The 24,964-nt window shown below is 72.1% G+C and carries 21 protein-coding genes and 1 pseudogene; 17 read left to right on the plus strand and 5 right to left on the minus strand.

What is annotated here, in order from left to right:
- From FNQ90_RS00290 to FNQ90_RS00350, 13 genes are all read left to right on the plus strand, one after another.
- On the plus strand, positions 1 to 1,630 hold a 1,630-nt coding region (locus FNQ90_RS00290; protein WP_182604390.1), incomplete at its 5' end, for a UDP-N-acetylmuramoyl-L-alanyl-D-glutamate--2,6-diaminopimelate ligase.
- The gene (locus FNQ90_RS00295; protein ID WP_182604391.1) at positions 1,627 to 3,060 is read left to right on the plus strand and encodes a UDP-N-acetylmuramoyl-tripeptide--D-alanyl-D-alanine ligase; all 1,434 of its coding nucleotides are present in this window, start codon (positions 1,627 to 1,629) and stop codon (positions 3,058 to 3,060) included. The genes FNQ90_RS00290 and FNQ90_RS00295, both read left to right, overlap by 4 nt.
- The gene (gene mraY / locus FNQ90_RS00300) at positions 3,057 to 4,121 is read left to right on the plus strand and encodes a phospho-N-acetylmuramoyl-pentapeptide-transferase (RefSeq protein ID WP_143618951.1); all 1,065 of its coding nucleotides are present in this window, start codon (positions 3,057 to 3,059) and stop codon (positions 4,119 to 4,121) included. The genes FNQ90_RS00295 and mraY overlap by 4 nt, the downstream gene beginning before the upstream one ends.
- Complete coding sequence (murD, locus tag FNQ90_RS00305; RefSeq protein ID WP_323379703.1) at positions 4,118 to 5,626, plus strand: UDP-N-acetylmuramoyl-L-alanine--D-glutamate ligase; 1,509 nt, start codon at positions 4,118 to 4,120, stop codon at positions 5,624 to 5,626. Before mraY ends, murD begins: the two co-directional genes overlap by 4 nt.
- Positions 5,627 to 5,756: 130 nt before the next feature.
- Positions 5,757 to 7,154 (plus strand): putative lipid II flippase FtsW, encoded by a 1,398-nt coding sequence (gene ftsW / locus FNQ90_RS00310; RefSeq protein WP_182604392.1) that lies wholly within the window; start codon positions 5,757 to 5,759, stop codon positions 7,152 to 7,154.
- A 5-nt stretch (positions 7,155 to 7,159) separates the two neighbouring features.
- Entirely contained in the window at positions 7,160 to 8,257 is a 1,098-nt protein-coding gene (gene murG, locus FNQ90_RS00315) for an undecaprenyldiphospho-muramoylpentapeptide beta-N-acetylglucosaminyltransferase (RefSeq protein WP_143618958.1), read from the plus strand.
- Between the two features lie 274 nt (positions 8,258 to 8,531).
- On the plus strand, positions 8,532 to 9,251 hold the full coding sequence (locus tag FNQ90_RS00320; RefSeq protein ID WP_323379704.1) for a cell division protein FtsQ/DivIB: 720 nt from the start codon (positions 8,532 to 8,534) through the stop codon (positions 9,249 to 9,251).
- Positions 9,252 to 9,563: 312 nt separating this feature from the next.
- Positions 9,564 to 10,787: a cell division protein FtsZ gene (gene ftsZ, locus FNQ90_RS00325; RefSeq protein WP_143616494.1), complete on the plus strand. Its 1,224-nt coding sequence runs from the start codon at positions 9,564 to 9,566 to the stop codon at positions 10,785 to 10,787.
- 49 nt (positions 10,788 to 10,836) lie between these two features.
- Positions 10,837 to 11,697 (plus strand): polyphenol oxidase family protein, encoded by an 861-nt coding sequence (locus tag FNQ90_RS00330; RefSeq protein ID WP_182604394.1) that lies wholly within the window; start codon positions 10,837 to 10,839, stop codon positions 11,695 to 11,697.
- Between the two features lie 85 nt (positions 11,698 to 11,782).
- The gene (locus FNQ90_RS00335) at positions 11,783 to 12,595 is read left to right on the plus strand and encodes a YggS family pyridoxal phosphate-dependent enzyme (protein WP_182604395.1); all 813 of its coding nucleotides are present in this window, start codon (positions 11,783 to 11,785) and stop codon (positions 12,593 to 12,595) included.
- A 120-nt stretch (positions 12,596 to 12,715) separates the two neighbouring features.
- On the plus strand, positions 12,716 to 13,378 hold the full coding sequence (sepF, locus tag FNQ90_RS00340; RefSeq protein ID WP_182604396.1) for a cell division protein SepF: 663 nt from the start codon (positions 12,716 to 12,718) through the stop codon (positions 13,376 to 13,378).
- 72 nt (positions 13,379 to 13,450) lie between these two features.
- Positions 13,451 to 13,735, plus strand: a complete 285-nt coding sequence (locus FNQ90_RS00345; RefSeq protein WP_182604397.1) for a YggT family protein — start codon at positions 13,451 to 13,453, stop codon at positions 13,733 to 13,735.
- A 49-nt stretch (positions 13,736 to 13,784) separates the two neighbouring features.
- Complete coding sequence (locus FNQ90_RS00350) at positions 13,785 to 15,125, plus strand: DivIVA domain-containing protein (RefSeq protein WP_182604398.1); 1,341 nt, start codon at positions 13,785 to 13,787, stop codon at positions 15,123 to 15,125.
- Positions 15,126 to 15,308: 183 nt separating this feature from the next.
- Here FNQ90_RS00350 and ileS read toward each other — a convergent pair whose 3' ends face one another.
- Complete coding sequence (gene ileS / locus FNQ90_RS00355) at positions 15,309 to 18,521, minus strand: isoleucine--tRNA ligase (protein ID WP_182604399.1); 3,213 nt, start codon at positions 18,519 to 18,521, stop codon at positions 15,309 to 15,311.
- A 567-nt stretch (positions 18,522 to 19,088) separates the two neighbouring features.
- Between ileS and FNQ90_RS00360 the strand changes: the two genes are divergently transcribed.
- From FNQ90_RS00360 to FNQ90_RS00370, 3 genes are all read left to right on the plus strand, one after another.
- Entirely contained in the window at positions 19,089 to 19,832 is a 744-nt protein-coding gene (locus FNQ90_RS00360; protein WP_182604400.1) for a TraR/DksA family transcriptional regulator, read from the plus strand.
- A 55-nt stretch (positions 19,833 to 19,887) separates the two neighbouring features.
- The gene (lspA, locus tag FNQ90_RS28300; protein ID WP_182604401.1) at positions 19,888 to 20,640 is read left to right on the plus strand and encodes a signal peptidase II; all 753 of its coding nucleotides are present in this window, start codon (positions 19,888 to 19,890) and stop codon (positions 20,638 to 20,640) included.
- Positions 20,641 to 20,770: 130 nt separating this feature from the next.
- A complete protein-coding gene (locus FNQ90_RS00370; RefSeq protein ID WP_182604402.1) occupies positions 20,771 to 21,196 on the plus strand; it encodes a VOC family protein in 426 nt (141 codons plus the stop codon).
- A gap of 63 nt (positions 21,197 to 21,259) precedes the next feature.
- On the opposite strand, the gene FNQ90_RS00375 is transcribed toward FNQ90_RS00370, so the two are convergent.
- Together FNQ90_RS00375 and FNQ90_RS00380 are read right to left on the minus strand one after the other, a co-directional pair.
- On the minus strand, positions 21,260 to 21,607 hold the full coding sequence (locus FNQ90_RS00375) for a VOC family protein (RefSeq protein ID WP_182604403.1): 348 nt from the start codon (positions 21,605 to 21,607) through the stop codon (positions 21,260 to 21,262).
- Positions 21,608 to 21,656: 49 nt separating this feature from the next.
- Positions 21,657 to 21,812, minus strand: a pseudogene (locus tag FNQ90_RS00380) (mycothiol transferase); the annotation flags it as partial.
- Between the two features lie 359 nt (positions 21,813 to 22,171).
- Here FNQ90_RS00380 and FNQ90_RS00385 point away from each other — a divergent pair.
- Positions 22,172 to 23,371, plus strand: coding sequence for a Cmx/CmrA family chloramphenicol efflux MFS transporter (locus FNQ90_RS00385; protein ID WP_182604404.1), 1,200 nt, complete (start codon positions 22,172 to 22,174; stop codon positions 23,369 to 23,371).
- A gap of 257 nt (positions 23,372 to 23,628) precedes the next feature.
- On the opposite strand, the gene FNQ90_RS00390 is transcribed toward FNQ90_RS00385, so the two are convergent.
- Together FNQ90_RS00390 and FNQ90_RS00395 are read right to left on the minus strand one after the other, a co-directional pair.
- Complete coding sequence (locus tag FNQ90_RS00390; protein WP_182604405.1) at positions 23,629 to 24,000, minus strand: hypothetical protein; 372 nt, start codon at positions 23,998 to 24,000, stop codon at positions 23,629 to 23,631.
- A 425-nt stretch (positions 24,001 to 24,425) separates the two neighbouring features.
- Positions 24,426 to 24,701 carry a hypothetical protein gene (locus FNQ90_RS00395; protein ID WP_182604406.1) on the minus strand — a complete coding sequence of 92 codons (276 nt, stop codon included), beginning with the start codon at positions 24,699 to 24,701 and terminating at the stop codon, positions 24,426 to 24,428.
- Between the last annotated feature and the right edge of the window lie 263 nt (positions 24,702 to 24,964).

Genomic DNA, 24,964 nt, shown 5'->3' on the forward strand with positions numbered 1-24,964 from the left:
TCGCGACACCCCCCGCCCGCCGGGTACGCTCACCGCCGTGCCCCCAGCAGACCGGAATCACACCTCGCCGCCCAGGCCGGAGAACGTCCGCCCCGTCCCGACGGCCGAGCTGGCCGCCCTGGCGGGAGCCGAGCCGCCCGACGCCAGCGCGTCGATCACCGGCATCACCCACGACTCGCGTGCCGTGCGCCAGGGCGACCTTTACGCCGCCCTGCCCGGTGCCCGCTTCCACGGCGCCGACTTCGCCGAGCAGGCCGCCCGGCGCGGCGCCGCCGCCGTGCTGACCGACCCCGAGGGGGCGGAACGCGCCGCCGCGGCCGGCCTCCCGGTGATCGTGGTGCCCGACCCGCGCGCCCGGATGGGCGAACTCGCCGCCCGGATCTACGGGGACCCCGGCGCGGGGCTGCTGCGGGTCGGCATCACCGGCACCTCCGGCAAGACCACCACCGCGTACCTGATCGAGGGCGGCCTGCGCAAGGCCTCGCCGCGCGGCGGGGGCGTGGGCCTGATCGGCACCGTGGAGACCCGCATCGGCGACGATCGGGTCAAATCGGAGCGCACCACACCGGAGGCGACCGACCTGCAGGCGCTGCTCGCGGTGATGCGCGAACAGGGTGTCGGATCGGTGGTCATGGAGGTCTCCAGCCACGCCCTGGTGCTGGGCCGGGTGGACGGCTGCGTCTACGACGTGGCGGTCTTCACCAACCTCAGCGCCGAGCACCTGGACTTCCACCCCGACATGGAGGACTACTACCGGGCCAAGGCGCAGCTGTTCACCGCGGCCCGTTCCCGGGCCGCCGTCGTCAACATCGACGACGCGCACGGCCGACGGCTGGTGGACGACGCGACCGCGGCGGGCCTGCCGGTGACCACCTACTCGGCCGAGGGCCACCCGGACGCCGACTGGCACGCCGACGGGGTGGAGATCGGCCCGTTGGGCTCCTCCTTCACTGCATACGGTCCCGACGGTGTCCGGGTGCGGGCCTCCGCCCCGCTGCCGGGCGCCTTCAACGTCGCCAACACCCTGGCCGCGATCGTCGCCCTGGCGGTGGCGGGAGCCGACCCGCAGGCCGCGGCCGACGGCATCGCCGCGGTCCCGGGCGTGCCGGGCCGCCTGGAGCGGGTGGACGTCGGTCAGCCCTACCTGGCGGTGGTGGACTACGCCCACAAGCCGGACGCCGTGGAGTCGGTGCTCCGGGCGGTCCGTCGGGTCACCGAGGGACGGGTGCACGCCGTGCTGGGGTGTGGCGGCGACCGGGACCCGCACAAACGTCCGGCGATGGGCGAGGCGCTGGCCCGGCTCGCCGACACCGCCGTGCTCACCAGTGACAACCCCCGCGGCGAGGATCCCCTGGCGATCCTCGCCACCATGCTGGCCGGCGCCGCCCGGGTGCCGATCCACGAGCGGGGCACGGTCCTGGTCGAGGAGGACCGCGCCGCCGCCATCGCCGCGGCGGTGGCCCGGGCCGAGCCCGGGGACACCGTCCTCGTCGCCGGGAAGGGTCACGAGACCGGCCAGGACATCGCCGGCGTGATCCGGCCCTTCGACGACCGCCTCGAACTGCGCGCCGCCATCGGGCGCGCCGGTCACGCCGCCCACACTTCGGGGAAGGACCTGAACCCCGCATGATCCCCCTTTCCGCAGCCGAACTCGTCGCCGTCACCGGTGGGACGGGCCACGGCATACCGGAGCCGGCGCCGCTCGTGACCGGGCCGGTGGTCATCGATTCCCGTCTCGTGGAACCGGGCGCCCTCTTCGCCGCGCTGCGCGGCGACCGGGTGGACGGCCACGACTTCGCCGCCGGGGCGGTCGCCGCCGGCGCCGTCTGCGTGCTGGCGAACCGCCCGATCGAGGGGGTGCCGACGGTCGTCGTCCCGGACGTCACGGTCGCCCTGGGAGCCCTGGCACGGCACGTGGTGGGCGAGCTGGGCGCCACCGTGGTGGCGATGACCGGTTCGGCCGGCAAGACCTCCACGAAGGATCTGATCGCCCAGCTGCTGGAGCGGATCGCGCCCACGGTGTGGCCCCCGGAGTCCTTCAACAACGAGATCGGGCTGCCGCTGACCGCGTTGCGCGCCGGCGCCGGTACCCGGCATCTGGTGCTGGAGATGGGTGCCCGGGGCGTGGGGCACATCCGCCACCTGGCGGGGCTCACCCCGCCGCGGATCGGTGTGGTGCTCAACGTCGGGACCGCGCACCTGGGCGAGTTCGGCAGCCGGGAGGCCATCGCCGAGGCCAAGGGGGAACTGGTCGAGGCGCTGCCGTCGGCGGAGGACGGCGGGGTGGCGGTGCTCAACGCCGACGACCCGCTGGTGCGGGCGATGGCCTCGCGCACCCGGGCCCGGACGGTGTTCTTCGGCGAGTCCCCGGAGGCCGACATCCGGGCCGAGAACGTGCGACTCACCGAGGACGGGCGTCCGGCCTTCCGTCTCATCACCCCCTCCGGCTACGCCGATCTGACGATGCGACTGTACGGTGAGCACCACGTGTCGAACGCGCTGGCCGCCGCGGCTGTCGCCCACGAGTTGGGCCTGTCCGCCGCCGCCCTCGCCGAGGCACTGGCGGAGGCGGGACCGCTCTCGCGGTGGCGGATGGAGGTCACCGAGCGGGCGGACGGAGTGACGATCGTCAACGACGCCTACAACGCCAACCCCGATTCCACGCGGGCCGCCCTGCGCGCGCTCGCCGCGATGGGCCGTGGCCGCCGCACCTGGGCGGTGCTGGGCACCATGGCGGAGCTGGGGGAGGCGTCGCAGGCCGAGCACGACGCCGTCGGTCGACTCGTCGTCCGGCTCAATGTCGGCAAGCTCGTGGCGGTCGGCGGCCGAGAGGCCGCCTGGCTCGACATGGGCGCGAAGAACGAGGGTTCGTGGGGTGAGGAGTCGGTGCACGTGTCCGACGCCCGAACGGCACTGGAACTGTTGCGCGCGGAGTTGCGACCCGGGGATGTGGTCCTGGTGAAGGCTTCCCGCGCGGTGGGATTGGAGAAGGTCGCGCTCGGTCTGATCGCCGATGGGGCGAACGCCGCGGACTCCGAAGGCGGGGTCGCCGCCCGATGAGGCAGATCCTCGTATCCGGGGTCCTCGGACTCTTCCTGACCCTGGTGGGCACTCCGCTGCTCATCAAGCTGCTGGCCCGCAAGGGCTACGGCCAGTACATCCGGGACGACGGTCCGCGCGACCACCACAGCAAGCGCGGAACCCCGACCATGGGCGGCATCGCCTTCATCCTGGCGACGCTCATCGCCTACTTCACGACCAAGATCATCAGCGGCAGCTCGCCGTCGGTCTCCGGTCTGTTGGTCCTCTTCCTCTTCGCGGGAATGGGCCTGGTCGGCTTCCTGGACGACTACATCAAGATCGTCAAGCAGCGCAGCCTCGGCCTGCGGGCCAAGGCGAAGATGCTCGGCCAGCTCATCGTCGGTATCGCCTTCGCGGTGCTGGCCCTGAACTTCGCGGACGCCCGGGGTCAGACCCCGGCCTCCACCCACCTGTCCTTCACCCAGGACTTCGGTTGGTCCATCGGCCCGGTGCTTTTCGTGCTGTGGGCGTTGTTCATGATCCTGGCCATGTCCAACGGTGTGAACCTCACCGACGGTCTGGACGGCCTGGCCACCGGTGCCTCGGTGATGGTCTTCGGGGCCTACGTCTTCATCGGCGTCTGGCAGTACGGCCAGAGCTGCGCCAACGAACTCACCGCCGGGCCGGGCTGCTACGAGGTCCGCGACCCGTTGGACCTGGCGATCGTGGCCTCCGCCCTGATGGGAGCGCTCTTCGGCTTCCTGTGGTGGAACACCTCGCCCGCCAAGGTCTTCATGGGCGACACCGGCTCCCTCGCCCTGGGCGGGGCGCTGGCCGGTCTGGCGATCGTCTCCCGCACCGAGCTGCTGCTCGCCATCCTCGGCGGCCTGTTCGTCCTGATCACCATGTCCGTGGTGATCCAGGTCGGCTCCTTCCGTCTCACCGGCAAACGGGTCTTCAAGATGGCCCCGCTCCAACACCACTTCGAGTTGAAGGGGTGGAGCGAGGTGCTGATCGTGGTCCGGTTCTGGATCATCCAGGGCATCTGCGTGATCGTCGGCATCGGACTGTTCTACGGCAGTTGGGTGGCCGGCTGGTGAGCGCCGACACCCTGCCGCCGGGCGCCGAACCGGACGAGGCCTGGGTCGGCCGGCGGGTCACCGTCGCCGGCCTCGGCGTCACCGGCGAGAGCGCCGCCCGGGTGCTCGCCGGCCTCGGCGCCCGGGTGGTCGTGGTGGACGGCGGCGACGGCGAGCGGCAGCGGGCCCGCGCCGAGGCGCTGCGCGCCGCCGTGCCCGACGGGGACCTCACCGTCCGCCTCGGGGACGGGGCGACCCTGCCCGACGGCACCGGGCTCGTCGTCACCTCGCCGGGCTGGCCCCCCTCCGCCCCGCTGTTCGCGGCGGCGGCAGGGGCCGGGGTCCCGGTGATCGGTGACATCGAGCTGGCCCGTCGGCTGCGCCGCCCTGCCGCGGACGGCACCCCGCCCGCCGAGTGGCTGGCGATCACCGGGACCAACGGCAAGACCACCACGGTGCGGATGCTCGCGGCGATGCTGGAGGCCGCCGGCCTGCGCACCGCCGCCGTCGGCAACGTCGGCACCCCGCTGCTGGACGTGGTCCGCTCCGCCGAGCCGTACGACGTGCTCGCCCTGGAGCTGTCCAGCTACCAGCTGCACTGGTCACCGAAGATCGCGGCGCACTCGGCGGCGATCCTCAACATCGCCCCCGACCACCTGGACTGGCACGGCGGCCCCGAGGCGTACGCCGCGGCCAAGGCCCGGATCTACGAGGGCAACCGGGTCGCCTGCGTCTACAACGCCGACACCCCCGACGGGGAGGTCCCGGTGCGGGAGGCGGAGGTCGAGGAGGGCTGCCGGGCGATCGGCTTCACCCTCGGCGTCCCCGCCCCCTCCCAACTGGGTGTGGTGGACGACCTGCTGGTGGACCGGGCCTTCGGGCCCGACCGCCGGCGGGCCGCCCGGGAGTTGGCGGCGGTCTCCGACGTGCGTCCCGCGGCCCCGCACAACGTGGCCAACGCCCTGGCCGCCGCCGCCCTGGCGCTTGCCCACGGCGTGGAGCCGAGGGCCGTGCGGGACGGACTGCGAGCCTTCCGCCCCGACGCCCACCGCATCTCCACCGTCGCCCGGCGGGCCGGGGTGGAGTGGGTGGACGACTCCAAGGCCACCAACCCGCACGCCGCCGCCGCCTCGCTCGCCGCCTACGACCCGATCGTGTGGATCGCCGGCGGCCTGGCCAAGGGCGCGACCTTCGACGACCTGGTGCGCGACGCGGCCCCGCGGCTGCGCGCGGTGATCCTGCTGGGCGCCGAACGGGCCCTGATCGCCGAGGCGCTTCGGCGACACGCCCCGGATGTGCCGGTCGTCGACCTGGAGCGGACCGACACTGGGGCGATGGCGGAGGCCGTGCGCGAGGCGGACCGGCTGGCCCGCCCCGGCGACACGGTGCTGCTGGCGCCCGCCTGCGCCTCCATGGACATGTTCACCCACTACATGGAGCGCGGCGACGCCTTCGCCGGGGCCGTGCGCGCCCTCCCGGCCGCGGACCCGGACACCGGCGCGGCCGGCGGGGACGGGCCGGGGTAACGACGGGACCGCGCGCCCGGGGTCCACGACCCGTTCGCGCGTCCGGGGCGGTGGGTCGTGCCGAGCGGGCACCCCACCGCCCCGGACGCGCGCGGACCGGGATCGGGGCACGAGAACCGGAGGGGACAGCATGCAGGTCGACCGAAGCGGTGGAGGTCGGACCGCCGGCGCCGCCGGCCGTCCCCGGGCACCGCGCCCCGCCCCCCGGAACGGGGTCGAGCGGGCACCACGTCGTCCGGCCCCGCCGCCGCGTCCGCCCCGCACCCCGGGCCGGGGCGGTCCCCGCCGGCCCCTGGCGCGGCTGCGACGGTCCTGGGACCGTCCGCTGACCGCCTACTACGTGGTCCTGGGAACCTCGCTGCTGATCATCCTGACGGGCCTGGTGATGGTCTTCTCGGCCTCCCAGATCCAGGCGCTGCGCCAAGGGCTGCCGGCCACGTTCTACTTCCGCAAGCAGTTGGTGGCGGCTCTCCTGGGAGCGGTGCTGATGCTGATCGCGGCCCGCACCCCGGTGCGGCTGCTGCGCGCCCTCACCTACCCCTTCCTGCTGGCCTCCGTGGTCCTGCTGGTCCTGGTCCAGGTGCCGGGCGTGGGCGTCACGGTCAACGGTTCCACCAACTGGATCCCGCTCGCGGGCCCCTTCATGCTCCAGCCCAGCGAGATCGCCAAGCTGGCCCTCGTGTTGTGGGGAGCCGACCTGTTGGCGCGCAAGGGGGAGCGCCGCCTGCTGGTGCAGTGGCGTCACCTGCTGATCCCGCTGGTGCCCGGTGCCCTGCTCATCTGCGGCCTGGTGCTGCTGGGCGGGGACATGGGAACGGTGATGATCCTCGCCGCCATCCTCTTCGCCCTGCTGTGGCTGGCGGGAGCCCCCACCCGACTGTTCGTCGGCGCGCTCGGGATCGCCGCCGTGCTGGGCGCGCTGTTGATCGCGAGCGCCCCCCACCGCACCGGTCGGCTCACCTGTGTGCTGGCCACCGACCCGGGGCCGGAGGACCGCTGCTGGCAGGCGGTGCACGGCATCTACGCGCTCGCCTCGGGCGGCTGGTTCGGTTCCGGACTGGGGGCGAGCGTGGAGAAATGGGGCGAGCTGCCCGAGCCGCACACCGACTTCATCTTCGCCATCGCGGGCGAGGAGTTGGGCCTGGCGGGGACGCTGTCGATCCTCGGTCTGTTCGCCGCTCTAGGCTATGCGGGTATCCGCGTGGCCGGACGCACGGAGGATCCCTTCGTCAGGTATGCCGCGGGAGGTGTGATGGCCTGGTTGATGGCCCAGTTCGTCATCAACATCGGCGCCGTCCTCGGGCTGCTGCCGATCGCCGGGGTGCCCCTCCCGCTGTTCTCCTACGGGGGCTCCGCCCTGCTGCCCACCATGTTCGCCGTGGGGTTGCTGATCGCCTTCGCGCGCAGCGAGCCGGCGGCGCGTGCCGCCCTGGCCATGCGGCGACGACCCGGCGGGAAGGGACCGGCCGGGTCCAGATGGTCGTCGATGCGACGGCGCGTCGCCCGCGCGCCGTCCGGAGAGCGGTGAAATCGGTGCATGTCGTACTCGCCGGCGGTGGGACCGCCGGCCACATCGAACCCGCGCTCGCCCTCGCGGACGCCCTGCGCAGGCAGGACCCGGGGACGGGCATCACGGCGCTCGGTACCGAACGCGGTCTGGAGACCCGTCTGGTGCCCGAGCGCGGGTACGAGTTGGCCCTCATCCCGGCGGTGCCGCTGCCCCGCAAGCCGACACCCGAACTGATCACGGTGCCCGGCCGGCTGCGCGGGACGGTGAAGGCCGCCGAGCAGATCCTGGAGCGGACCAAGGCGGACTGCCTGGTGGGCTTCGGTGGTTACGTGGCACTTCCCGGCTACCTCGCGGCCAAGCGACTCGGGGTGCCGATCGTGGTCCACGAGGCCAACGCGCGGCCGGGCCTGGCCAACAAGATCGGTGCCCGGTACACCTCCCATGTGGCCGTCTCCACGCCCGACAGCAAGTTGCGCAACGCCCGTTACGTGGGCATCCCGTTGCGGCGCTCGATCGCGGCGCTGAACCGGGCGGAGATGCGCGACCAGGCCCGGGCGGCCTTCGGCCTGGACCCGCGGGTGCCGACCCTCCTGGTGACCGGCGGTTCGCAGGGGGCGCGCCGGATCAACGAGGCGGTGGAGGCGGTGGCGCCCACCCTCCAGCGCTCCGGCATCCAGGTGCTGCACGCGGTGGGACCGAAGAACGAACTGCCCCGGATCGACAACATGCCGGGAATGCCCCCCTACATCCCGGTATCGTATCTGGATCGCATGGATCTGGCCTACGCCGCCGCCGACATGATGCTCTGCCGGGCCGGCGCGATGACCGTCGCCGAACTCGCCGCCGTCGGGCTGCCCGCCGCGTACGTCCCGCTGCCCATCGGCAACGGTGAACAGCGGCTCAACGCCCAGCCGGTGGTCCGGGCCGGCGGCGGACTCCTCGTGGACGACGCCGAGCTGACCCCGGAGTGGATCCGCTCCGAGGTCATCCCGGTGCTGACCGATCCCGGACGGCTGGCCGTGATGTCCCGCGCCGCGGCCGAGTTCGGTCGCAGGGACGCCGACGACCTGCTGGTCGGGATGGTGCACGACGCCATCGCGGAGCGCCACGGGCAGCGCTGAGACCTCCCCGGGCCGGCCCGGCACGCCCGTTCCCGGGCCGCCCGGGCCGATTCGGCAGGGGTGTGCGGGGACGGGTGGGACGCGACCGACGGTCGCCGAGGAACGGAGCGGGAGCATGGGCGGATCGGCCGGGACCGCGCGACCGGCGCGACCGGGACGGAAGGCGGGGCGCGACCCCGGGCCGGCCGGTGTCGGTGCCGGGGCCCCCGGCGCCCCGCCCGGCGAACCGGGGCAGGGCCCCCGCCGCCCGCGCCGGGGGCTGCGCCGACCGGTCGTGCTCCTCGCCCTCGTCGTCCTGCTGCCGGCCCTCACCGGCTTCACGCTGTGGGCGCTGTACGGCTCGAATTGGCTGCGGATCGAGCGGGTTTCGGTCGAGTGGACCGGCGGGCCCCGGGAGTTGACGGCCCGGGAGATCGAACGGGTCGCGGCCGTACCGGTCGGCGCGCCGCTGGCCTCCCTGGACACCTCCGGGACCCGCGAGCGCCTGTTGGCCGAACTGCCCCGGCTCGCCGACGCGCGGGTGGCCCGCTCCTGGCCGCGCGGGGTGGAGGTGGAGGTCACCGAGCGGGTGGCCGTGGTGCTGGAGCGCGCCACGGCCGGGTTCACCGAGATCGATGCCACGGGGACGGCCTTCGGGGAGGTGCCCGAGGCCCTGCCCGGCGTTCCGCTGCTGGAGATGGAGCCCGTGGAGGGCGCGAGCCTGCGTCGTTTCGGCGAGGAGGGGTTGCGCGCCGGGGCGGTCGCGGTGGCCGCCGCGCTGCCGGAGTCGGTTGCGGGCGAAACCGCGGCGATCCGGGTACGCTCGTACGACTCGATCACCCTCGAACTCTCCGACGGCCGAACGGTTCTGTGGGGGAGTGCGGAGCATCCCGAGGCCAAGTCGGCGGCGCTCGCCGCGCTGATGGCCGCGGTACCGGAGGCCGGCAGGTTCGACGTGTCGGTTCCCGGGACACCGGCGGCCGGCGACGTTCCCCCCGACGGGGCGGAGGGGTGAATCGAGGGTGGGACCGGTGGCCGACGCGTCGCCCCACCCCTCGAGGGCGAGCCGCACACCCGGCTTGACCAGCACGGAGGGTGATCACATAGGGTGAAAAGAAAACCGGGGCGCCCGGCGTGTTCGTTGAACCGCCGGCACCTGGCGACTTAGTGTCCGTTCAGGGGAATCCCGGGAACGACAAGCACGGTTAACCCTAAACTTCAGGGTTGGGGTCCGGGTCGGCCTGTCCAACCGTCCCAACGACATCAGTCGCCGCTCAGCGGGATCCGGAGAGCGGCGACACGTAACTCGAGGCGAGAGGCCTTCGACGTGGCAGCACCGCAGAACTACCTCGCAGTCATCAAGGTCGTCGGTATCGGCGGCGGTGGCGTCAACGCCATCAATCGGATGATCGAGGTCGGTCTCAAGGGCGTCGAGTTCATCGCGATCAACACCGACGCGCAGGCCCTGCTGATGAGCGACGCCGACGTCAAGCTCGATGTCGGCCGCGAACTCACCCGCGGTCTCGGCGCCGGCGCCGACCCCGAGGTGGGGCGCAAGGCCGCCGAGGACCACCGCGAGGAGATCGAGGAGGTCCTCAAGGGGGCCGACATGGTCTTCGTGACGGCCGGTGAGGGCGGCGGCACGGGCACCGGCGGCGCTCCCGTGGTCGCGAACATCGCGCGGTCCCTGGGCGCCCTCACCATCGGCGTCGTCACCCGCCCCTTCACCTTCGAGGGCCGCCGGCGCGCCAACCAGGCCGAGGACGGCATCGCCCAGCTGCGCGATGAGGTGGACACCCTCATCGTCATCCCCAACGACCGGCTGCTGTCCATCTCGGACCGTCAGGTCAGCGTGCTGGACGCCTTCAAGTCGGCCGACCAGGTACTGCTCTCCGGTGTGCAGGGCATCACCGACCTGATCACCACCCCCGGCCTGATCAACCTCGACTTCGCCGACGTCAAGTCCGTCATGTCGGAGGCCGGTTCGGCCCTGATGGGAATCGGGTCGGCGCGCGGCGACGACCGTGCGGTGGCGGCGGCCGAGATGGCCATCTCCTCCCCGCTGCTGGAGGCGTCCATCGACGGGGCCCGCGGCGTGCTGCTCTCCATCTCCGGTGGCTCCGACCTCGGTCTGTTCGAGATCAACGAGGCCGCGCAGTTGGTCAGCGAGGCCGCCCACCCCGAGGCGAACATCATCTTCGGCGCGGTCATCGACGACGCCCTCGGCGACGAGGTGCGGGTCACGGTCATCGCCGCCGGCTTCGACGGTGGTCAGCCGCCCTCCCGCAGCCGGGACAAGGTGCTGGGTTCCTACGCCGGTCGGGAGGAGACCCCGGCGCCCGCCGCCCCGGAACGCGCTCCCGAGCCCGAGCCCGAGCGTCCGTCCTTCGGGATCGGCACGTTGCCGGCCCGCGAGGAGGAGAAGGCTCCCGAGCCGCGCGCCGACGACCCGGCGGACGACCCCTTCCCGAGCCACCGTCAGGTGCCCTCCGCCCGCCCCTACGACGGCGGCCCGGCGGAGGAGCTGGACGTGCCGGACTTCCTGAAGTGACGATCCGCGGAGTGGCCGGGCCGCGCACGACCGTGCGGGGCCGAACGCGATGACCGGCGCGGCCCCGGTTCCCGGCGTGCGCACGGCCGACGGGGTGTGGCGGGAGAACACGGCCTTCACCGACCGATGGGGTGTCACCGGCGCGGCTCCCCGGTTCGCCCCCGGTCCGGCCGACCCGCGGGAGTTCGAGGCCGCCGTCGGGTTCACCATGTCGCCGCTCCCCGGCCGGGATCCCGGCTTCGCCATCCGCAACCGGGAGTGGGCCGCCGGTGACCTCGGTATCGCCCCCGACGCGCCGATCTGGATGCACCAGGTGCACGGTGCCCGGGTCGCGGTGGCCGACGGCCCCTGGCCCGGGCCCCCACCGGAGGTGGACGGTGTGGTCACCGCCCGTCCCGGCGCCGTGTTGGCCGTGCTGACCGCCGACTGCGTGCCGGTGTTGCTCTCGGACCCTGTCGCGGGCGTCGCGGGCGCCGCCCACGCCGGGCGGCCGGGGCTGATCGCCGGTGTCGTCCCGGCCACCGTGGCCGCCATGGTGGAACTGGGCGCGGAACCCTCCCGGTTGGTGGCCCGCACCGGCCCGGCGGTGTGCGGTCGCTGCTACGAGGTGCCGAGCGCGATGCGTGCCGACGCGGAGCGGGCCGCCCCGGGCTGCGGGGCGGTCACCGCCGTCGGCACCCCCGCCATCGACATCCCCGCCGGGGTTCGCCGACAACTCCTCGATGTCGGGGTGCGTGACGTGCGGCTCTCACCGGTGTGCACCCTGGAATCGGCGGACCACTTCTCCTACCGGCGCGAGGGGGTCACCGGCAGACTGGCCTCCTTCGTACGGTGTTCCGGCGGGAATTCCGCCGTGGGGCCCGTGGGGGACTCCACCGGAGGGGTTCGGCTTCCGCCCCGGCCGCGGTGATCACGGGTGGTACCGGTTGAACCGGTACCACCGGTCGGACGGGTCGGAACAGGACGAACGCAGGGTCGAGCACGGGGCGGAAGGCATGGGGGACGGGACACCGGGAGACCGGACCGCGAACGACGGGAACGGGAGCGCGCGTCGGGAGCGCGAACTCGCGGAAGCGTTGGCCCGGGTGGAGGAGCGCGTGGAGCGGGCGTGCGCCGCCGCCGGTCGCGCGCGCCGGGAGGTGACCCTGATCGTGGTCACCAAGACCCACCCCGCCGAGGACGTGCGACTGCTGGCCCGCCTCGGGGTCCGCGACGTCGCGGAGAACCGGGTGCAGGAGGCCCTGGCGAAGATCCCGACCGAGCCCTCCCCCGAGGAGGGGGCGCCGCCGGTGCGTCGCCACTTCGTCGGCCAGGTGCAGACCAACAAGGCCCGGGCGGTCGCCGGCTGGGCCGATGTCGTGCACTCGGTGGACCGGCCGCGGTTGGTCCGGGCCCTGGACGCGGCGGTGACCTTCTCGGGCCGTGCCGAGCCTCTCGACTGCCTGATCCAGGTCGCCCTCGATCGGGAGGGCGTGGACGACCTCTCCGACCCGGTGGCCGCGGGGGGCGACCGGGGCGGCGTCGCTCCGGAACGCCTCGGCGAGGTCGCCGAGGCCCTCGACGAGGCCCCCGGACTGCGACTCGCCGGCGTGATGGCGGTGGCCCCGTTGAAGGGGGCGTACGCGGGGCGCCCGGGCACCGCCTTCGAACGGCTGGCGGAAATCGCGAGGGGCCTGCGGTCGACACGCCCGGCTGCCACCATGGTCTCGGCGGGCATGAGCGGGGACCTGGAGGAGGCGATCGCCGCCGGGGCGACACATATCCGTGTCGGAAGCGCGGTACTCGGAGTACGACGGACCCTCCGGTAACGTCGCCAAACAAAATCGGACCACAGCCGAAAATATGGTCATACCCGGACAAACGGGCGGAGTATGTGGAACGGCCCCGAGAGTCGGAGCCGGTCCATCACTGAGCGGAGGACGCAGTCGATGGCTGGCGCGATGCGCAAGATGGCGGTCTATCTCGGTCTCGTGGAGGATGACGGATACGACCGTCAGGGTTACGGCCCCGATGACGATTTCGAACCCGAGTCCGAGTCGGAGCGCGGACGCAGGCAGCGGGATCACGACCCCGAACCGGACTCGCGCGACCACGGGCGGGAGTCGCTGCGCGACCGTCTCCCCGAACCGGCCGCCGAGCCGGTGATCATGCAACCGCCCGCTCCCCGGGAGCCGGAACCCGTGCCGGCCGCCGCGGCGGTGGAGAGTCGCCGCCCCCAGCGCGTCGCCCCCGTGTCTTCCATCACATCCGACCGCCCCAGCCTGGAGAAGAGCGCACCGGTGATCATGCCCAAGGTCGTGTCCGAGCGGGAGCCCTACCGCATCACCACCCTCCACCCCCGAACCTACAACGAGGCCCGTACCATCGGGGAACACTTCCGCGAGGGTACGCCGGTGATCATGAATCTGACGGAGATGGACGACACGGACGCGAAGCGACTTGTCGACTTCGCGGCTGGCCTCGTCTTCGGTCTCCATGGGAGCATCGAGCGGGTGACGCAGAAGGTCTTCCTTCTGTCTCCTGCTAACGTCGATGTAACGGCGGAGGACAAGGCCCGTATCGCCGAGGGCGGGTTCTTCAACCAAAGCTGATGTTGTGAGGACACCGGAAGAGGGCACCGGTCGTAAGGGACGACCGGGACACAGGGGAGAGGGTCTGCCAGGATGGGCATCGTGCAGCAGGTGGTCTTGATTGCCTTGTACTGCCTGTTGGGACTGTTGCTCTTCCGGCTGGTGATGGACTACGTCTTCATGTTCGCCCGGTCCTGGCAGCCGGGCAGGGCGATGGTCGTGGCCCTGGAGGCCGCCTACACTGTCACCGATCCGCCACTGAAGGCGCTGCGGAAGGTCATCCCGCCGCTGCGCTTCGGGGGTGTGGCGCTTGATCTGTCCTTCTTCGTACTGATGATCATCGTTTACGTTGCGATCAACGTCGTGGCCCAGCTGTGAACGAGTACGGTCCAGTCGATGTGCCGACGACTTACGTTGAGGTGAAGAGATGCCGCTGACCCCCGAGGACGTGCGGAACAAACAGTTCACGACCGTCCGACTGCGAGAAGGCTACGACGAGGACGAGGTCGACGCCTTCCTCGATGAGGTCGAGGCCGAACTGACCCGCCTGCTCCGCGAGAACGAGGATCTGCGAGCCAAGCTGGCCGCCGCCACCCGTGCCGCGGCGCAGAACCAGCAGAACATGCGCAAGCCCGAGCAGCAGGAGCGCCCCGGTGGCCCGCCGGCCATATCGGGACCGGGTGGTCCCGGTGGTCCGGGCGGCCCCATGGGTCAGCAGGGTCATCCCGGTGGTCCGGGTGGTCCCGGTCACCAGCAGGGTCACCCCGGTGGTCCCGGTGGTCCGGGCGGCCCCATGGGTCAGCAGGGTCATCCCGGTGGTCCCGGTGGTCCCGGTCACCAGCAGGGTCACCCCGGTGGTCCCGGTGGTCCCGGTGGTCCGGGCGGCCCCATGGGTCAGCAGGGTCATCCCGGTGGTCCCGGTGGTCCCGGTCACCAGCAGGGGCACCCCGGCGGCCCGATGGGCGGACCCCCGCAGCTCCCCGCGCTTCCCGGTGGCGGTCCCATGGGCCACGGCGGTCCGGGTCACCAGCAGGGTCACCCCGGTGGCCCCATGGGTCAGCAGGGCCCCGGTCACCAGCAGGGTCACCCCGGCGGCCCGATGGGCGGACCCATGGGCGGTCCCGGTGGGCACATGCAGCCGATGGGCGGCGGCAACGACAGCGCGGCCCGGGTGCTCTCGCTGGCCCAGCAGACCGCCGACCAGGCGATCGCGGAGGCCCGTTCCGAGGCCAACAAGATCGTCGGTGAGGCACGCAGCCGCGCCGAGGGCCTGGAGCGGGACGCCCGTGCCAAGGCCGACGCCCTGGAGCGGGACGCGCAGGAGAAGCACCGCGTCGCGATGGGCTCCCTGGAGTCCGCCCGCGCCACCCTCGAGCGCAAGGTCGAGGATCTGCGGGGCTTCGAACGCGAGTACCGCACCCGCCTGAAGTCCTACCTGGAGAGCCAGCTGCGCCAGTTGGAGAGCCAGTCCGACGACTCGCTCGCCCCGCCGCGCACCCCCTCGGCGCCGTCGCTGCCGGCCCCGCCGTCGATGGCCTCGGCCGGCGCGTCCGGTGGCATGGGTGGTCAGCACCAGTCCATGGGTGGCGGCCCCTCCATGGGGTCGGGTCCGGGCAGTCAGGGCTCCCAGCCGAGCTACGGCGGACAGCAGCAGATGTCCCCGGCGATGACCCAACCGATGGCGCCGGTGCGTCCGCAGAGCCCCCAGCCCATGCAGCAGACGCCCTCGCCGATGCGCGGCTTCCTCATCGACGAGGACGACAACTGAGCCGACCCCCGTGACGTCCGGGTGTCACCCGGACGCCCCGAAGAGGTGTCGGAAACCACCGGAGCCATCCGGTGACCGCTCGGCCGATGGGCGGACGGGATCGAGGGATCCCGTCCGCCCATCGGCCTTTCCGTCTCCCGGCTCGCGGCCCCGGTGCGGGGCTCGCGAACGCCGGTGACCTCCTCAGGCGCGCCGCAGACGGAAGACCGCCCCGGTCGCCTCGTCCGTGAACTCCCGACCGGCGTCCCCGTCGGTGTCGGCGGACCGGCCGACCTCCCCGTCCTCCTCCTCGAAGGTCACGGCCAGCACCTCACCGGAGATCAGCGCCTGGTGATCGGCGAGCGCCCGCGTGGTCTCCGGGTCCGAGGACCGCCAGCGCACCACGATCCGGTCGGTGACCTCCAGACCGCTGTTCTTGCGCGCCTCCTGGAGCGCCCGGATGGCGTCCCGGGCCAGGCCGGCCCGCCGCAGTTCGGGGGTGATCTCCAGGTCCAGGGCCACCGTCGCGCCGGAGTCCGACGCGACCGACCACCCCTCCCGGGGCGTCTCGGTGACGATGACCTCCTCGGGAGAGAGCTGCACCCGCTCCCCCTCCACCTCGATGAAGGCGTCACCGCTGCGCAGCGCCGCGGAGAGCTCCGCCGCGTCCGCCGCCGCGATCGCCTTCGCGATCACCGGCGTGCGCTTCCCGAAACGCTGTCCCAGCGCCCGGAAGTTGGCCTTGGCGGTGGTGTCCACCAACGAGGTGCCCATCTCGGCCAGCGAGGCCAGGGAACCGACGTTCAGCTCGTCGGCGATCTGCTCGCGCAGGTCGTCGCCGAGCAGCTCGAAACCCTGCGCGGCGACCAGCGCCCGGGAGAGCGGCTGACGCGTCTTGACGCCCGACTCCGCGCGGGTGGCACGGCCCAACTCGACCAGGCGTCGCACCAGCAGCATGTCCCGGGACAGGTCGGGGTCGACCATCGAGGGGTCCGGCTCCGGCCAGGAGGCCAGGTGCACCGAATCCGGGGCACCCGGGGTCACCGGCAGGATCAGGTCCTGCCACACCCGCTCGGTGATGAAGGGGACCAGCGGCGCCATCATCCGGGTCACCGCGTCCAGCACCTCGTGCAGGGTGCGCAGCGCGGCGCGATCGCCCTGCCAGAACCGGCGCCGCGATCGCCGCACGTACCAGTTGGACAGGTCGTCCACGAAGGTGGACAGCAGCTTCCCGGCCCGCTGGGTGTCGTAGGACTCCATGGCCCGGGTGACCATCTCCACCAGCGCGTGGGTCTCGCCCAACAACCAGCGGTCCAGCAGCGTCCGGTCGGCCGGGGCCGGGTCCCCCTCGCCGGGTGACCACTCGGCGGTGCGGGCGTACAGCGACTGGAAGGCGACGGTGTTCCAGTAGGTCAGCAGCGTCTTGCGCACCACCTCCTGGATGGTGCCGTGACCCACCCGGCGCGCCGCCCACGGGCTGCCACCGGCGGCCATGAACCACCGCACCGCGTCCGCGCCGTGCTCCTCCATCAGCGGGATCGGCTCGAGGATGTTCCCCAGCGACTTGGACATCTTGCGGCCGTCCTCGGCCAGGATGTGGCCCAGGCAGACCACGTTCTCGTACGCCGAGCGGTCGAAGACCAGGGTGCCGACCGCCATCAGGGTGTAGAACCAGCCGCGGGTCTGGTCGATCGCCTCGGAGATGAACTGCGCCGGGTACCGCTTCTCGAACAGCTCCGCGTTGCGGTGCGGGTAGCCCCACTGCGCGAAGGGCATCGAGCCGGCGTCGTACCAGCAGTCGATGACCTCCGGCACCCGCTCGGAGGGCAGGTCGCAGCCCTCGGCGGGGCAGTCGAAGGTGACGGCGTCGATGTACGGGCGGTGCGGGTCCAGCCCCGACTGGTCGGTGCCGCTCAATCGGCTCAGCTCGGCCAGCGACCCGACACAGGTCAGGTGCTCCTCGGCGCACCGCCAGATCGGCAGCGGCGTGCCCCAGTACCGCTTGCGCGACAGCGCCCAGTCCACGTTGTTGCTCAGCCAGTCGCCGAAGCGACCGTGCTTGACCGACTCGGGGGTCCAGTTGGTCTTCTCGTTCTCCCGCAGCAGGGCGTCCTTGATCCGCGTGGTGCGGATGTACCAGGACGGCTGCGCGTAGTACAACAGCGCGGTGTGGCAGCGCCAGCAGTGCGGGTAGCTGTGCTCGTAGGCCACGTGCCGGAAGAGCAGCCCGCGTGCCTCCAGATCCGCCACCAGCGCCTCGTCGGCCTTCTTGAAAAACTGCCCGCCGATCAGGTCGAGCCCCTCCTCGAAGGTGCCGTCCGGGCGGACCGGGTTGACCACCGGCAGGTTCCGGGCCCGGCAGGTCTCCAGGTCGTCCTCGCCGAAGGCCGGCGCCTGGTGGACCAGACCCGTGCCGTCCTCGGTGGTCACGTACCCAGCGGTCAGCACCAGGTGTGCCGGGGGCCCATCGACGGGGAACTCCACCAGCTCGAAGGGGCGCCGGTAGGTCCACTCCTCCATCTCGCGGCCGGTGAAGCGCTCCTCCCCGGCGGTCCATCCCTCACCCAGCGCCTTCTCCAGCAGTGGCTCGGCGACCACCACCCGCTCCTCGCCGTTCCCGGCCACCACGTAGGTGACGTCCGGGTGCACCGCGACGGCGGTGTTGGAGACCAGCGTCCACGGGGTCGTCGTCCACACCAGCAGCGACGCCCCACCGGCCAGCGGGCCGGAGGTCAGCGGGAAGCGGACGTAGACGGAGGGGTCCACCACCGTCTCGTAGCCCTGGGCCAGCTCGTGGTCGGACAGGCCGGTGCCGCAGCGGGGACACCAGGGGGCCACGCGGTGGTCCTGGACCAGCAGGCCCTTGTCGAAGATCTCCTTCAACGACCACCACACCGACTCGATGTACCCGGGGTCCATCGTGCGGTAGGCGTCGTCGAGGTCCACCCAGTAGCCCATGCGGGTGGTCAGCTCGGAGAAGGCGTCGGTGTGACGGGTCACCGACTCGCGGCAGCGGGCGTTGAACTCGGCGATCCCGTACTTCTCGATGTCCTGCTTGCCGGAGAAGCCCAGCTCCTTCTCCACGGCCAGCTCCACCGGCAGGCCGTGGCAGTCCCAGCCGGCCTTCCGGCTCACGTGGTAACCGCGCATGGTGCGGAAGCGGGGGAAGACGTCCTTGAAGACCCGGGCCTCGATGTGGTGGGTGCCGGGCATGCCGTTGGCGGTGGGCGGACCCTCGTAGAAGACCCACTCGGGACGGCCCTCGGTCATCTCCAGGGACCGGGCGAAGGTCTTGTTCGCCCGCCACAGGTCGAGCACCTCGTGCTCCAGGGCCGGGAGATCCACCCGGGCGGGCACGGGCCGGTAACGCGCCGGATCGGTTCCGGTGGACGGCGACAGGGGGGTGGAGTCGGTCATGCGGGCATCCTCCGGCGGGACGGGTGTCGTTCCGTCGGAGGGACGAGAGGTCCGCCGTCACTCGGCGGGCATCCCGCGGTACCACCCTCCTTGGCGCCGTCCGCCCTCCCGGGGTCGGCCGCCGCCCTCTCGTTCGTCAGCGCTGCCGGTTCTACTCGGCCGGCGGTCACCCGACGGCCTTTCTTCCGGCGACTCCGGGGTGATCTTCACATCGGGCGGACCCCCGGGCTTCCACCGTCCCCGGGTCGCTGCGGGCCGCCGGTGACGCTACTCGTCCCCATCCACGCCTGTCGCTGCCGTCCAGTGTACGGGCCGCGCCGACGGCGCATCGACCCGTTTCCCCCTCCCCGGCCATCCGGGGCCGATGGTCGATCCCGCTGCCGTACCCCACCCGGCGCGCCTGGTTTGCCGTCCGGTTTCGGGAGATTTATCGTTCCGGTCACGGTTGCTCCCGTTCGGTGGGCCCGACGGCACGCGGACACCGGGAGCACGGAGGCGGGAGCGGCCCAGGGCGCTCCCCGGCGGAACCGGTGGGCCCGGCGGTCCCCGGTGGTGAGGAAGACGGCCATGCAGAGCTCCGGAGCGAAACGGACGGCCCCGGCCGGTGGTACCTCCGGCACCCCGGACGGGGACCGGCGTCGTGTCGCCCGCCGCCGCACCGCCCGGGAGGCGGCCGAACACGCCGAACGGGCCGAACCCACCGGCCCCCCGGAGGCGTCCGACGCCGGGACCGGGGAGCCCGATGGCCCGGACGGTGCCGGGGGAACCGACGGCGGCGGCGCCCCCCGGTCCGACACCGCGTCCCGAAGGGCCGGTGCCCGCCGTCGCACCGCTCGTCGGGCGGGGGAGTCCGACACGCCGGAGGCCGACACGCCGGGGCCCGGGGTCGCCGTCCCGGCGGGCTCCGACGACTCCCCCGATCTCCCGGTTCGCCCCGGAGAGGATCCCTGGACCGCCGAGGAGGTGCGGACCACCCGCACCGCCCTGCGGGAGGAGGCCGACGCGCTGCGTTCCGAGATCGCCGCCGGGGAGGAGGCGCTCAGTGGCCTGATGCGGGACTCGACCGACACCGCCGGCGACGACGAGGTCGACACCGGGACCCGCAACATCACCCGGGAGCACGAGATGGCCATCGTCGGCAACGCCCGGGAGATGCTGGACCAGACCGAACGGGCACTGCGACGCCTTGACGAGGGCACCCACGGTCGGTGCGAGCGGTGCGGCGAGCCCATCGGCAAGGCGCGGATGCTGGCCTTCCCCCGGGCGACCCTGTGCGTGGAGTGCAAACAACGGGCCGAACGTCACCCCTGAACCCGGCCACCCCCGGCCCGGGGGCGCACGGGCACCGGTGTCGTACGCTCATCACGTGACCGATGCGGAGCGGACCATCAACCCACCCGACGAGATCCCGGCGGCGGACGACCGCGGGACGCCGAGTGAGGCGTCCGCCGACGCCCGGCCGGGCGAGCGCCCCGCCCCGGCCCAACCGACCGCGGCCTCCGGCGACGGTGCCTCCGGCGAGCCCGCCGACCGGACGTCGGACGGCGCCCCGGGCGGAGCGGGGGAGACCGGGAAGTCCGGCGACCCCGGTACCCCGGACAGCGAGGACGGGAAGAGCACTCCCGTCGCGCGGGGGCGTCGCCGGATCGGCGTCCTGGCCGCCATCGCCGGGGTGGTCTACCTCCTCGACCTGATCAGCAAGATCATCGTGGTGGAGTGGCTGGAGCACCGCCCCCCGATCGAGATCCTGGGGGAGTGGCTGCGCTTCGAGGCGGTCCGCAACAGCGGCGCGGCCTTCGGCATGGGCCAGGCGCTGACGGTGGTCTTCACCGCCATCGCCACCATCGTGATCCTGGTGATCATCCGTCTGGCACGGAAGCTCTACAGCACGCCCTGGGCGATCGCGCTCGGCCTGCTGCTCGGCGGCGCGCTGGGCAACCTCACCGACCGGATCTTCCGCGCCCCCGGCGTCTTCCAGGGAGCGGTGGTGGACTTCATCGCGCCCAAGCACTTCGCCGTCTTCAACCTCGCCGACTCGGCGATCGTCTGTGGCGGCATCCTGATCGTCCTGCTCTCCTTCCGGGGGCTTGACCCCGACGGCACCGTCCACCGCGACTAGCGCCGCGTCAGGGCGAACCCCGGCCGAGGCGGCACCGGAACCTGTCGCGCAAGCGGATCCCGATCCGCTTCGGCCGCGGCGGCCCGGCTCATCCGGCTCGTTGTCGGTGGTCGACCCTAGGGTGCCGATCATGACTGATCGTGTCGAAGAGAGCCTGTTCTCCGGGTTGGGCCGTGTGGTGGTCCTTGTCGACGACCCCGAGGCGGCCCTGGCCTTCTACCGCGACGTTCTCGGTTTCCGTGTCCTGTACGACCGGACGGCGGACGGATATCGCTTCCTGCACATCGGACTGCCCGGTCAGGAGTCCGTCGGGATTTGGCTCATGCCCGCCCTCGGAGACCGGGAACGCGACCTGGTCGGACGGCAGTGCGGTGGTCAGCCCCTGCTCGTGCTGTACACCGCCGATCCGGACGCGGTCCGCGAGCGCCTGCGCGAGCACGGTGTTCGGATATGGGATGAACGGGAGGACGCCGACAGCAGATCCTTCCACCTGGCGGACCTGTACGGGAACGTGATCATCGTGACGCAGCTCCGTGGGCCGGCGGGGCACCGGTGACGGTCACGGCCATGCGTTGACGGCCCCGACCGGTGCTTTCACCCGGGGGAGGGGGAGGAGCCGTCAGCGGTGGCTCAGCACGTTGACCACCCGTCCGTTGGGATCGCGGGCGAAGAACCGCCGTACGCCCCACTCCTCGTCCTGCAAGGGGTGGACGATCTCCGCACCGCTCTCCCGCACGATCGCGTAAGCCGCGTCCACATCGTCCACCTCGACGCTCAGGTCGGGGGTGACGGGCGCGGTACTGTCGCCGGTCATGACACTGATCTGCGCCGTCGGGCGGGACGGGGAGGCGAGCGTCACGATCCAGCCGTGGTTCATGACCTCCTCGAAGCCCAGCAGGCCGTAGAACTCCCGGCTCTCCCCTACGGCCTCCGACCGGATGTTGGGCACGACACGACGAACGGTCATCGACGCCTCCAAGGGTGAACAAGCGCGTCTCCATGCCCCCTCAGGAGTACTACGGAACGTCCGCCGTCGCATGCCCTTCCGGCCACACGCTTCGGACACCGGTCCGTCCGTCGACCGGTTCACGCACGATGTCGAGGTGACCGTTGTGGCGGGAGATCTCCTCGATGAGGTGGAGGATCGCCCGGCGCCGGTACACGTGGCGTCCCACAGCCGGGAGACGGTGTCGTGGGATTCACGAAGCGCGCGGGCCCGCGTGCGACCACGGCCTCGTCCCGGCACGGCCCCCGGGATCCGCCGGCCGGTCCCGGGGCGGATTCATCGGTAGGGGCGATGTCGGGTGAAACCGGGGTGCTTCGACAGACCCGGGCCATGTATCGTGCGGGCCATGTCGAGTCCCGAGTCGGACAGGTCGGGGGCTTTCGGTCACACGCCGTCAGCCCCCTGAGCCACCGAAGTCGTATCTCCCGTCGCACCGCGTCGAGCGGTGGGACGAGTGTGCTCCCGGTCGCTGACCGCGGTGACGAGAAGACCCTCTCGTGCCTCTCCTCACCTCGGAGCCACTCGATGCCTCTTCCGCTGTATCTGCTCGCCCTGGCGGTGTTCGCCATGGGCACCTCGGAATTCATGCTCGTCGGCCTCGTGCCGGCCATCGCCCCGGACCTCGACATCACCGTCGGGGCGGCGGGCACCCTCACCTCGGCCTTCGCGATCGGCATGATCGTCGGCGCCCCCCTGATGGCGGCGCTCGCCCGTCATTGGCCGGTGCGTTCCTCTCTTCTCGGCTTCATCATCGCCTTCGCGGCGGCTCACGCCGTGGGCGCCGTCACCACGAGCTTTCCCGTCCTGTTCGCCACCCGGATCGTGGCGGCGCTCGCGAATGCCGGCTTCCTGGCCGTGGCCCTGACGGCCGCCGCCGCGCTGGTGCCTCCCGACCGGAAGGGCCGTGCGCTCGCCGTGCTGCTGTCGGGGGTCACGGTGGCCACGATCGTGGGTGTCCCCGGCGGGGCGGTCCTCGGGTCACTGCTCGGATGGCGGGCCACCTTCTGGGCCGTCGCCGCTCTCTGTCTTCCCGCCGCCCTCGGCGTCCTCGGGGGAATTCCGGCGGGCCGGACGCCCGGGACCGGGGGCGACGGGCCGGCCCTGCGATCGGAGCTCGCGCAACTGCGAAGGCCCCGACTGCTCCTGGTCATGGGGCTCGGCGCGGTGGTGAACGCGGCGACCTTCGCGAGCTTCACCTTCCTCGCCCCCGTCGTGACCGACACCGCCGGGCCGGGTGAGCTGTGGGTCCCCGTCGCCCTGGTGCTCTTCGGCGTGGGCTCCTTCGTCGGGGTCACCGTCGCCGGCCGACTGTCCGACCGGCGACCCGACGCGGTCATCGCGGTGGGGGGTCCCCTGCTCCTCCTCGGTTGGCCGGCACTGGCGGTGTGGGCCGACCGGCCGCTCGTCCTGTTCTCCCTGGTCCTCGCCCAGGGAGCCCTGTCGTTCGCGCTGGGGAGCACACTGATCGCGCGGGTCCTCCACGAGGCCGGCGGAGCCCCCACCATGGCGGGCTCGTACGCGACGGCCGCGCTGAACATCGGGGCCGCCGTCGGGCCCCTGATCGCCGCGACGACTCTCACCACCGCGCTCGGGAACCGGGGGCCTCTGTGGACGAGCGGACTCCTCGTCGCCCTGGCACTGCTCGTGGCGTTCCCCCTCCGCGCCGTCATCACGGCGCGTTCGAGTGGGGAGGTGCCTCGTCCGTCCGGAAAGATCCCCGGATGAACGCGAGACCCCTCGGATCGGATCCACTTCGAACACCGGACCCATCCCGGGGTCCCGCCCCTGGAAGCGGGGAAGATCACCACTTTTCGAGAGGGGCAGGGACTGCCGAACGGATGCCGCCCTCCACCGGTTTTCCGGAGGAGGGCGGCACGGGAAACGGTGGCGTGGTACCCATGGGCCGCAGCCGGGCGTTCGTCGCTTCACTTCTCCCCTCCGGTGGGGAACGACGGACGATCGGAGGGTGTGGCCGTCGAAAATCACACCGGAGGCGGAGTTTTGGGGGATTCCCCATCCGGGCACGCCGAATCCACCTCAACGATCGGCGGCATCACGTCTCCGATCGCCGGCCGCCTCGGCCGCCTCGGCCGCCTCAGGGCGTTCACCAGCGAGTGGACCGGGAGGAGGATGATGATGCCGAGCCAGTAGACCATGTACAGGAAGAAGGCTTCGCCGAGGAAAATCACGAGGGCGAGGAAGCCGACATCGAAGCTGCCGTTGACCTCGATGCCGAGGAGGGGCAGGGTGCCGCCGGTGAAGAGGATGAGGATGCACCACAGGCTCCAAATTCCCACTGCTGTCGCGAATAACGCGGCGGTGCCGGTAAGCCAGGGCGGGTAGTCGTCGTCCACGGGGACTCCCTCGGGTGGGATCGGGACCGAAGTGGGAGCCAGTGTTTCAGTGACGGTTCGTGATGTGTGCGGAAGTCATGGGCCTGTGACAGAGTTGTATTCGCATGATCACCGGGTTGTTCCCCGGTGATCTCCGGTGTGACCCGTTGAATACCGAGGGGCCCGATGGAGCCGCGCGGGCCGTTGCGGGTGCGGGATGCCGGTCGCCGGCACGATCGGCGCGAGGTGGGCGCAGGGTATTCGCCACCCGGTTCGCCCACTTCCCGGACGTCACGGTCCTCGGCCGGGGCGCTCGTGGAAGAGGACGCACGGGTCAACCCTCCGGGAGCACTTCGCTCCCGGGTCGGCCGAGTCACCCGGTGGAACGTCTGAGCCCGATCGTTCGACGGATAATGCCGCAGGGGACTCCGATGCGGGATGATCGTTCACCGCACGAATCTTTCGATGCGGGTATGGCCGGGGATATCGCTGTCGAAATGCTCCGCCAGGCGATTGATCCGGTCGAACTGCTCTCCGGTCAACGGGAGGCGGAAGCACTCGATGACGTGACACAGGTCGTCGAGCGCCACGTCCTCCTCGGCGTTCATGGCCAGGCCGACGACGGAGGACAGCGAGTTCAGGGTGGGATCACAGGGGCCGAGCGCCTCCCGGAACTCCTGGACCAGGGAGCGGATCTCATCGACTTCCCAACCGATTGTCATGAAACCTCCGGTGCTTCGGCTCCGGTCCACGTCGCCGGGCCCTCGATTTCGGCACTCCGCGGCGCCCCGGATCTCACCCCGGTGGCCCGTCGTCGGCAGGGAGCGGTGCACGGAGTGAGGGTGCCATGATCGCGGTGGGGTGTTCCGATGGGAAAGCCGATATCGGGCCGAGGGGCGCCATCCCTCCGGCCGACTCCGGGCTTCCCCCACGGTGTCCCCATCCGGCGGGCACGGGAAACGCGGGTGGTCGGGAGGGGGAAACG

This window comes from Streptomyces alkaliphilus, assembly GCF_014141535.1.
GTDB classification, from domain to species: Bacteria; Actinomycetota; Actinomycetes; order Streptomycetales; family Streptomycetaceae; genus Streptomyces; species Streptomyces alkaliphilus.

What these genes read in the sequence shown, in the direction of transcription:
- FNQ90_RS00385 (WP_182604404.1), top strand. Translation starts at nt 22,172, where the DNA reads ATGCCTCTTCCGCTGTATCTGCTCGCCCTGGCGGTGTTCGCCATGGGC.
- FNQ90_RS00330 (WP_182604394.1), top strand. Translation starts at nt 10,837, where the DNA reads ATGACCGGCGCGGCCCCGGTTCCCGGCGTGCGCACGGCCGACGGGGTG.
- ftsW (WP_182604392.1), top strand. Translation starts at nt 5,757, where the DNA reads ATGCAGGTCGACCGAAGCGGTGGAGGTCGGACCGCCGGCGCCGCCGGC.
- FNQ90_RS00345 (WP_182604397.1), top strand. Translation starts at nt 13,451, where the DNA reads ATGGGCATCGTGCAGCAGGTGGTCTTGATTGCCTTGTACTGCCTGTTG.
- FNQ90_RS00360 (WP_182604400.1), top strand. Translation starts at nt 19,089, where the DNA reads ATGCAGAGCTCCGGAGCGAAACGGACGGCCCCGGCCGGTGGTACCTCC.
- FNQ90_RS00375 (WP_182604403.1), bottom strand. Translation starts at nt 21,607, where the DNA reads ATGACCGTTCGTCGTGTCGTGCCCAACATCCGGTCGGAGGCCGTAGGG.
- FNQ90_RS00395 (WP_182604406.1), bottom strand. Translation starts at nt 24,701, where the DNA reads ATGACAATCGGTTGGGAAGTCGATGAGATCCGCTCCCTGGTCCAGGAG.
- FNQ90_RS00295 (WP_182604391.1), top strand. Translation starts at nt 1,627, where the DNA reads ATGATCCCCCTTTCCGCAGCCGAACTCGTCGCCGTCACCGGTGGGACG.
- ileS (WP_182604399.1), bottom strand. Translation starts at nt 18,521, where the DNA reads ATGACCGACTCCACCCCCCTGTCGCCGTCCACCGGAACCGATCCGGCG.
- FNQ90_RS00335 (WP_182604395.1), top strand. Translation starts at nt 11,783, where the DNA reads ATGGGGGACGGGACACCGGGAGACCGGACCGCGAACGACGGGAACGGG.
- mraY (WP_143618951.1), top strand. Translation starts at nt 3,057, where the DNA reads ATGAGGCAGATCCTCGTATCCGGGGTCCTCGGACTCTTCCTGACCCTG.
- FNQ90_RS00370 (WP_182604402.1), top strand. Translation starts at nt 20,771, where the DNA reads ATGACTGATCGTGTCGAAGAGAGCCTGTTCTCCGGGTTGGGCCGTGTG.
- FNQ90_RS00350 (WP_182604398.1), top strand. Translation starts at nt 13,785, where the DNA reads ATGCCGCTGACCCCCGAGGACGTGCGGAACAAACAGTTCACGACCGTC.
- sepF (WP_182604396.1), top strand. Translation starts at nt 12,716, where the DNA reads ATGGCTGGCGCGATGCGCAAGATGGCGGTCTATCTCGGTCTCGTGGAG.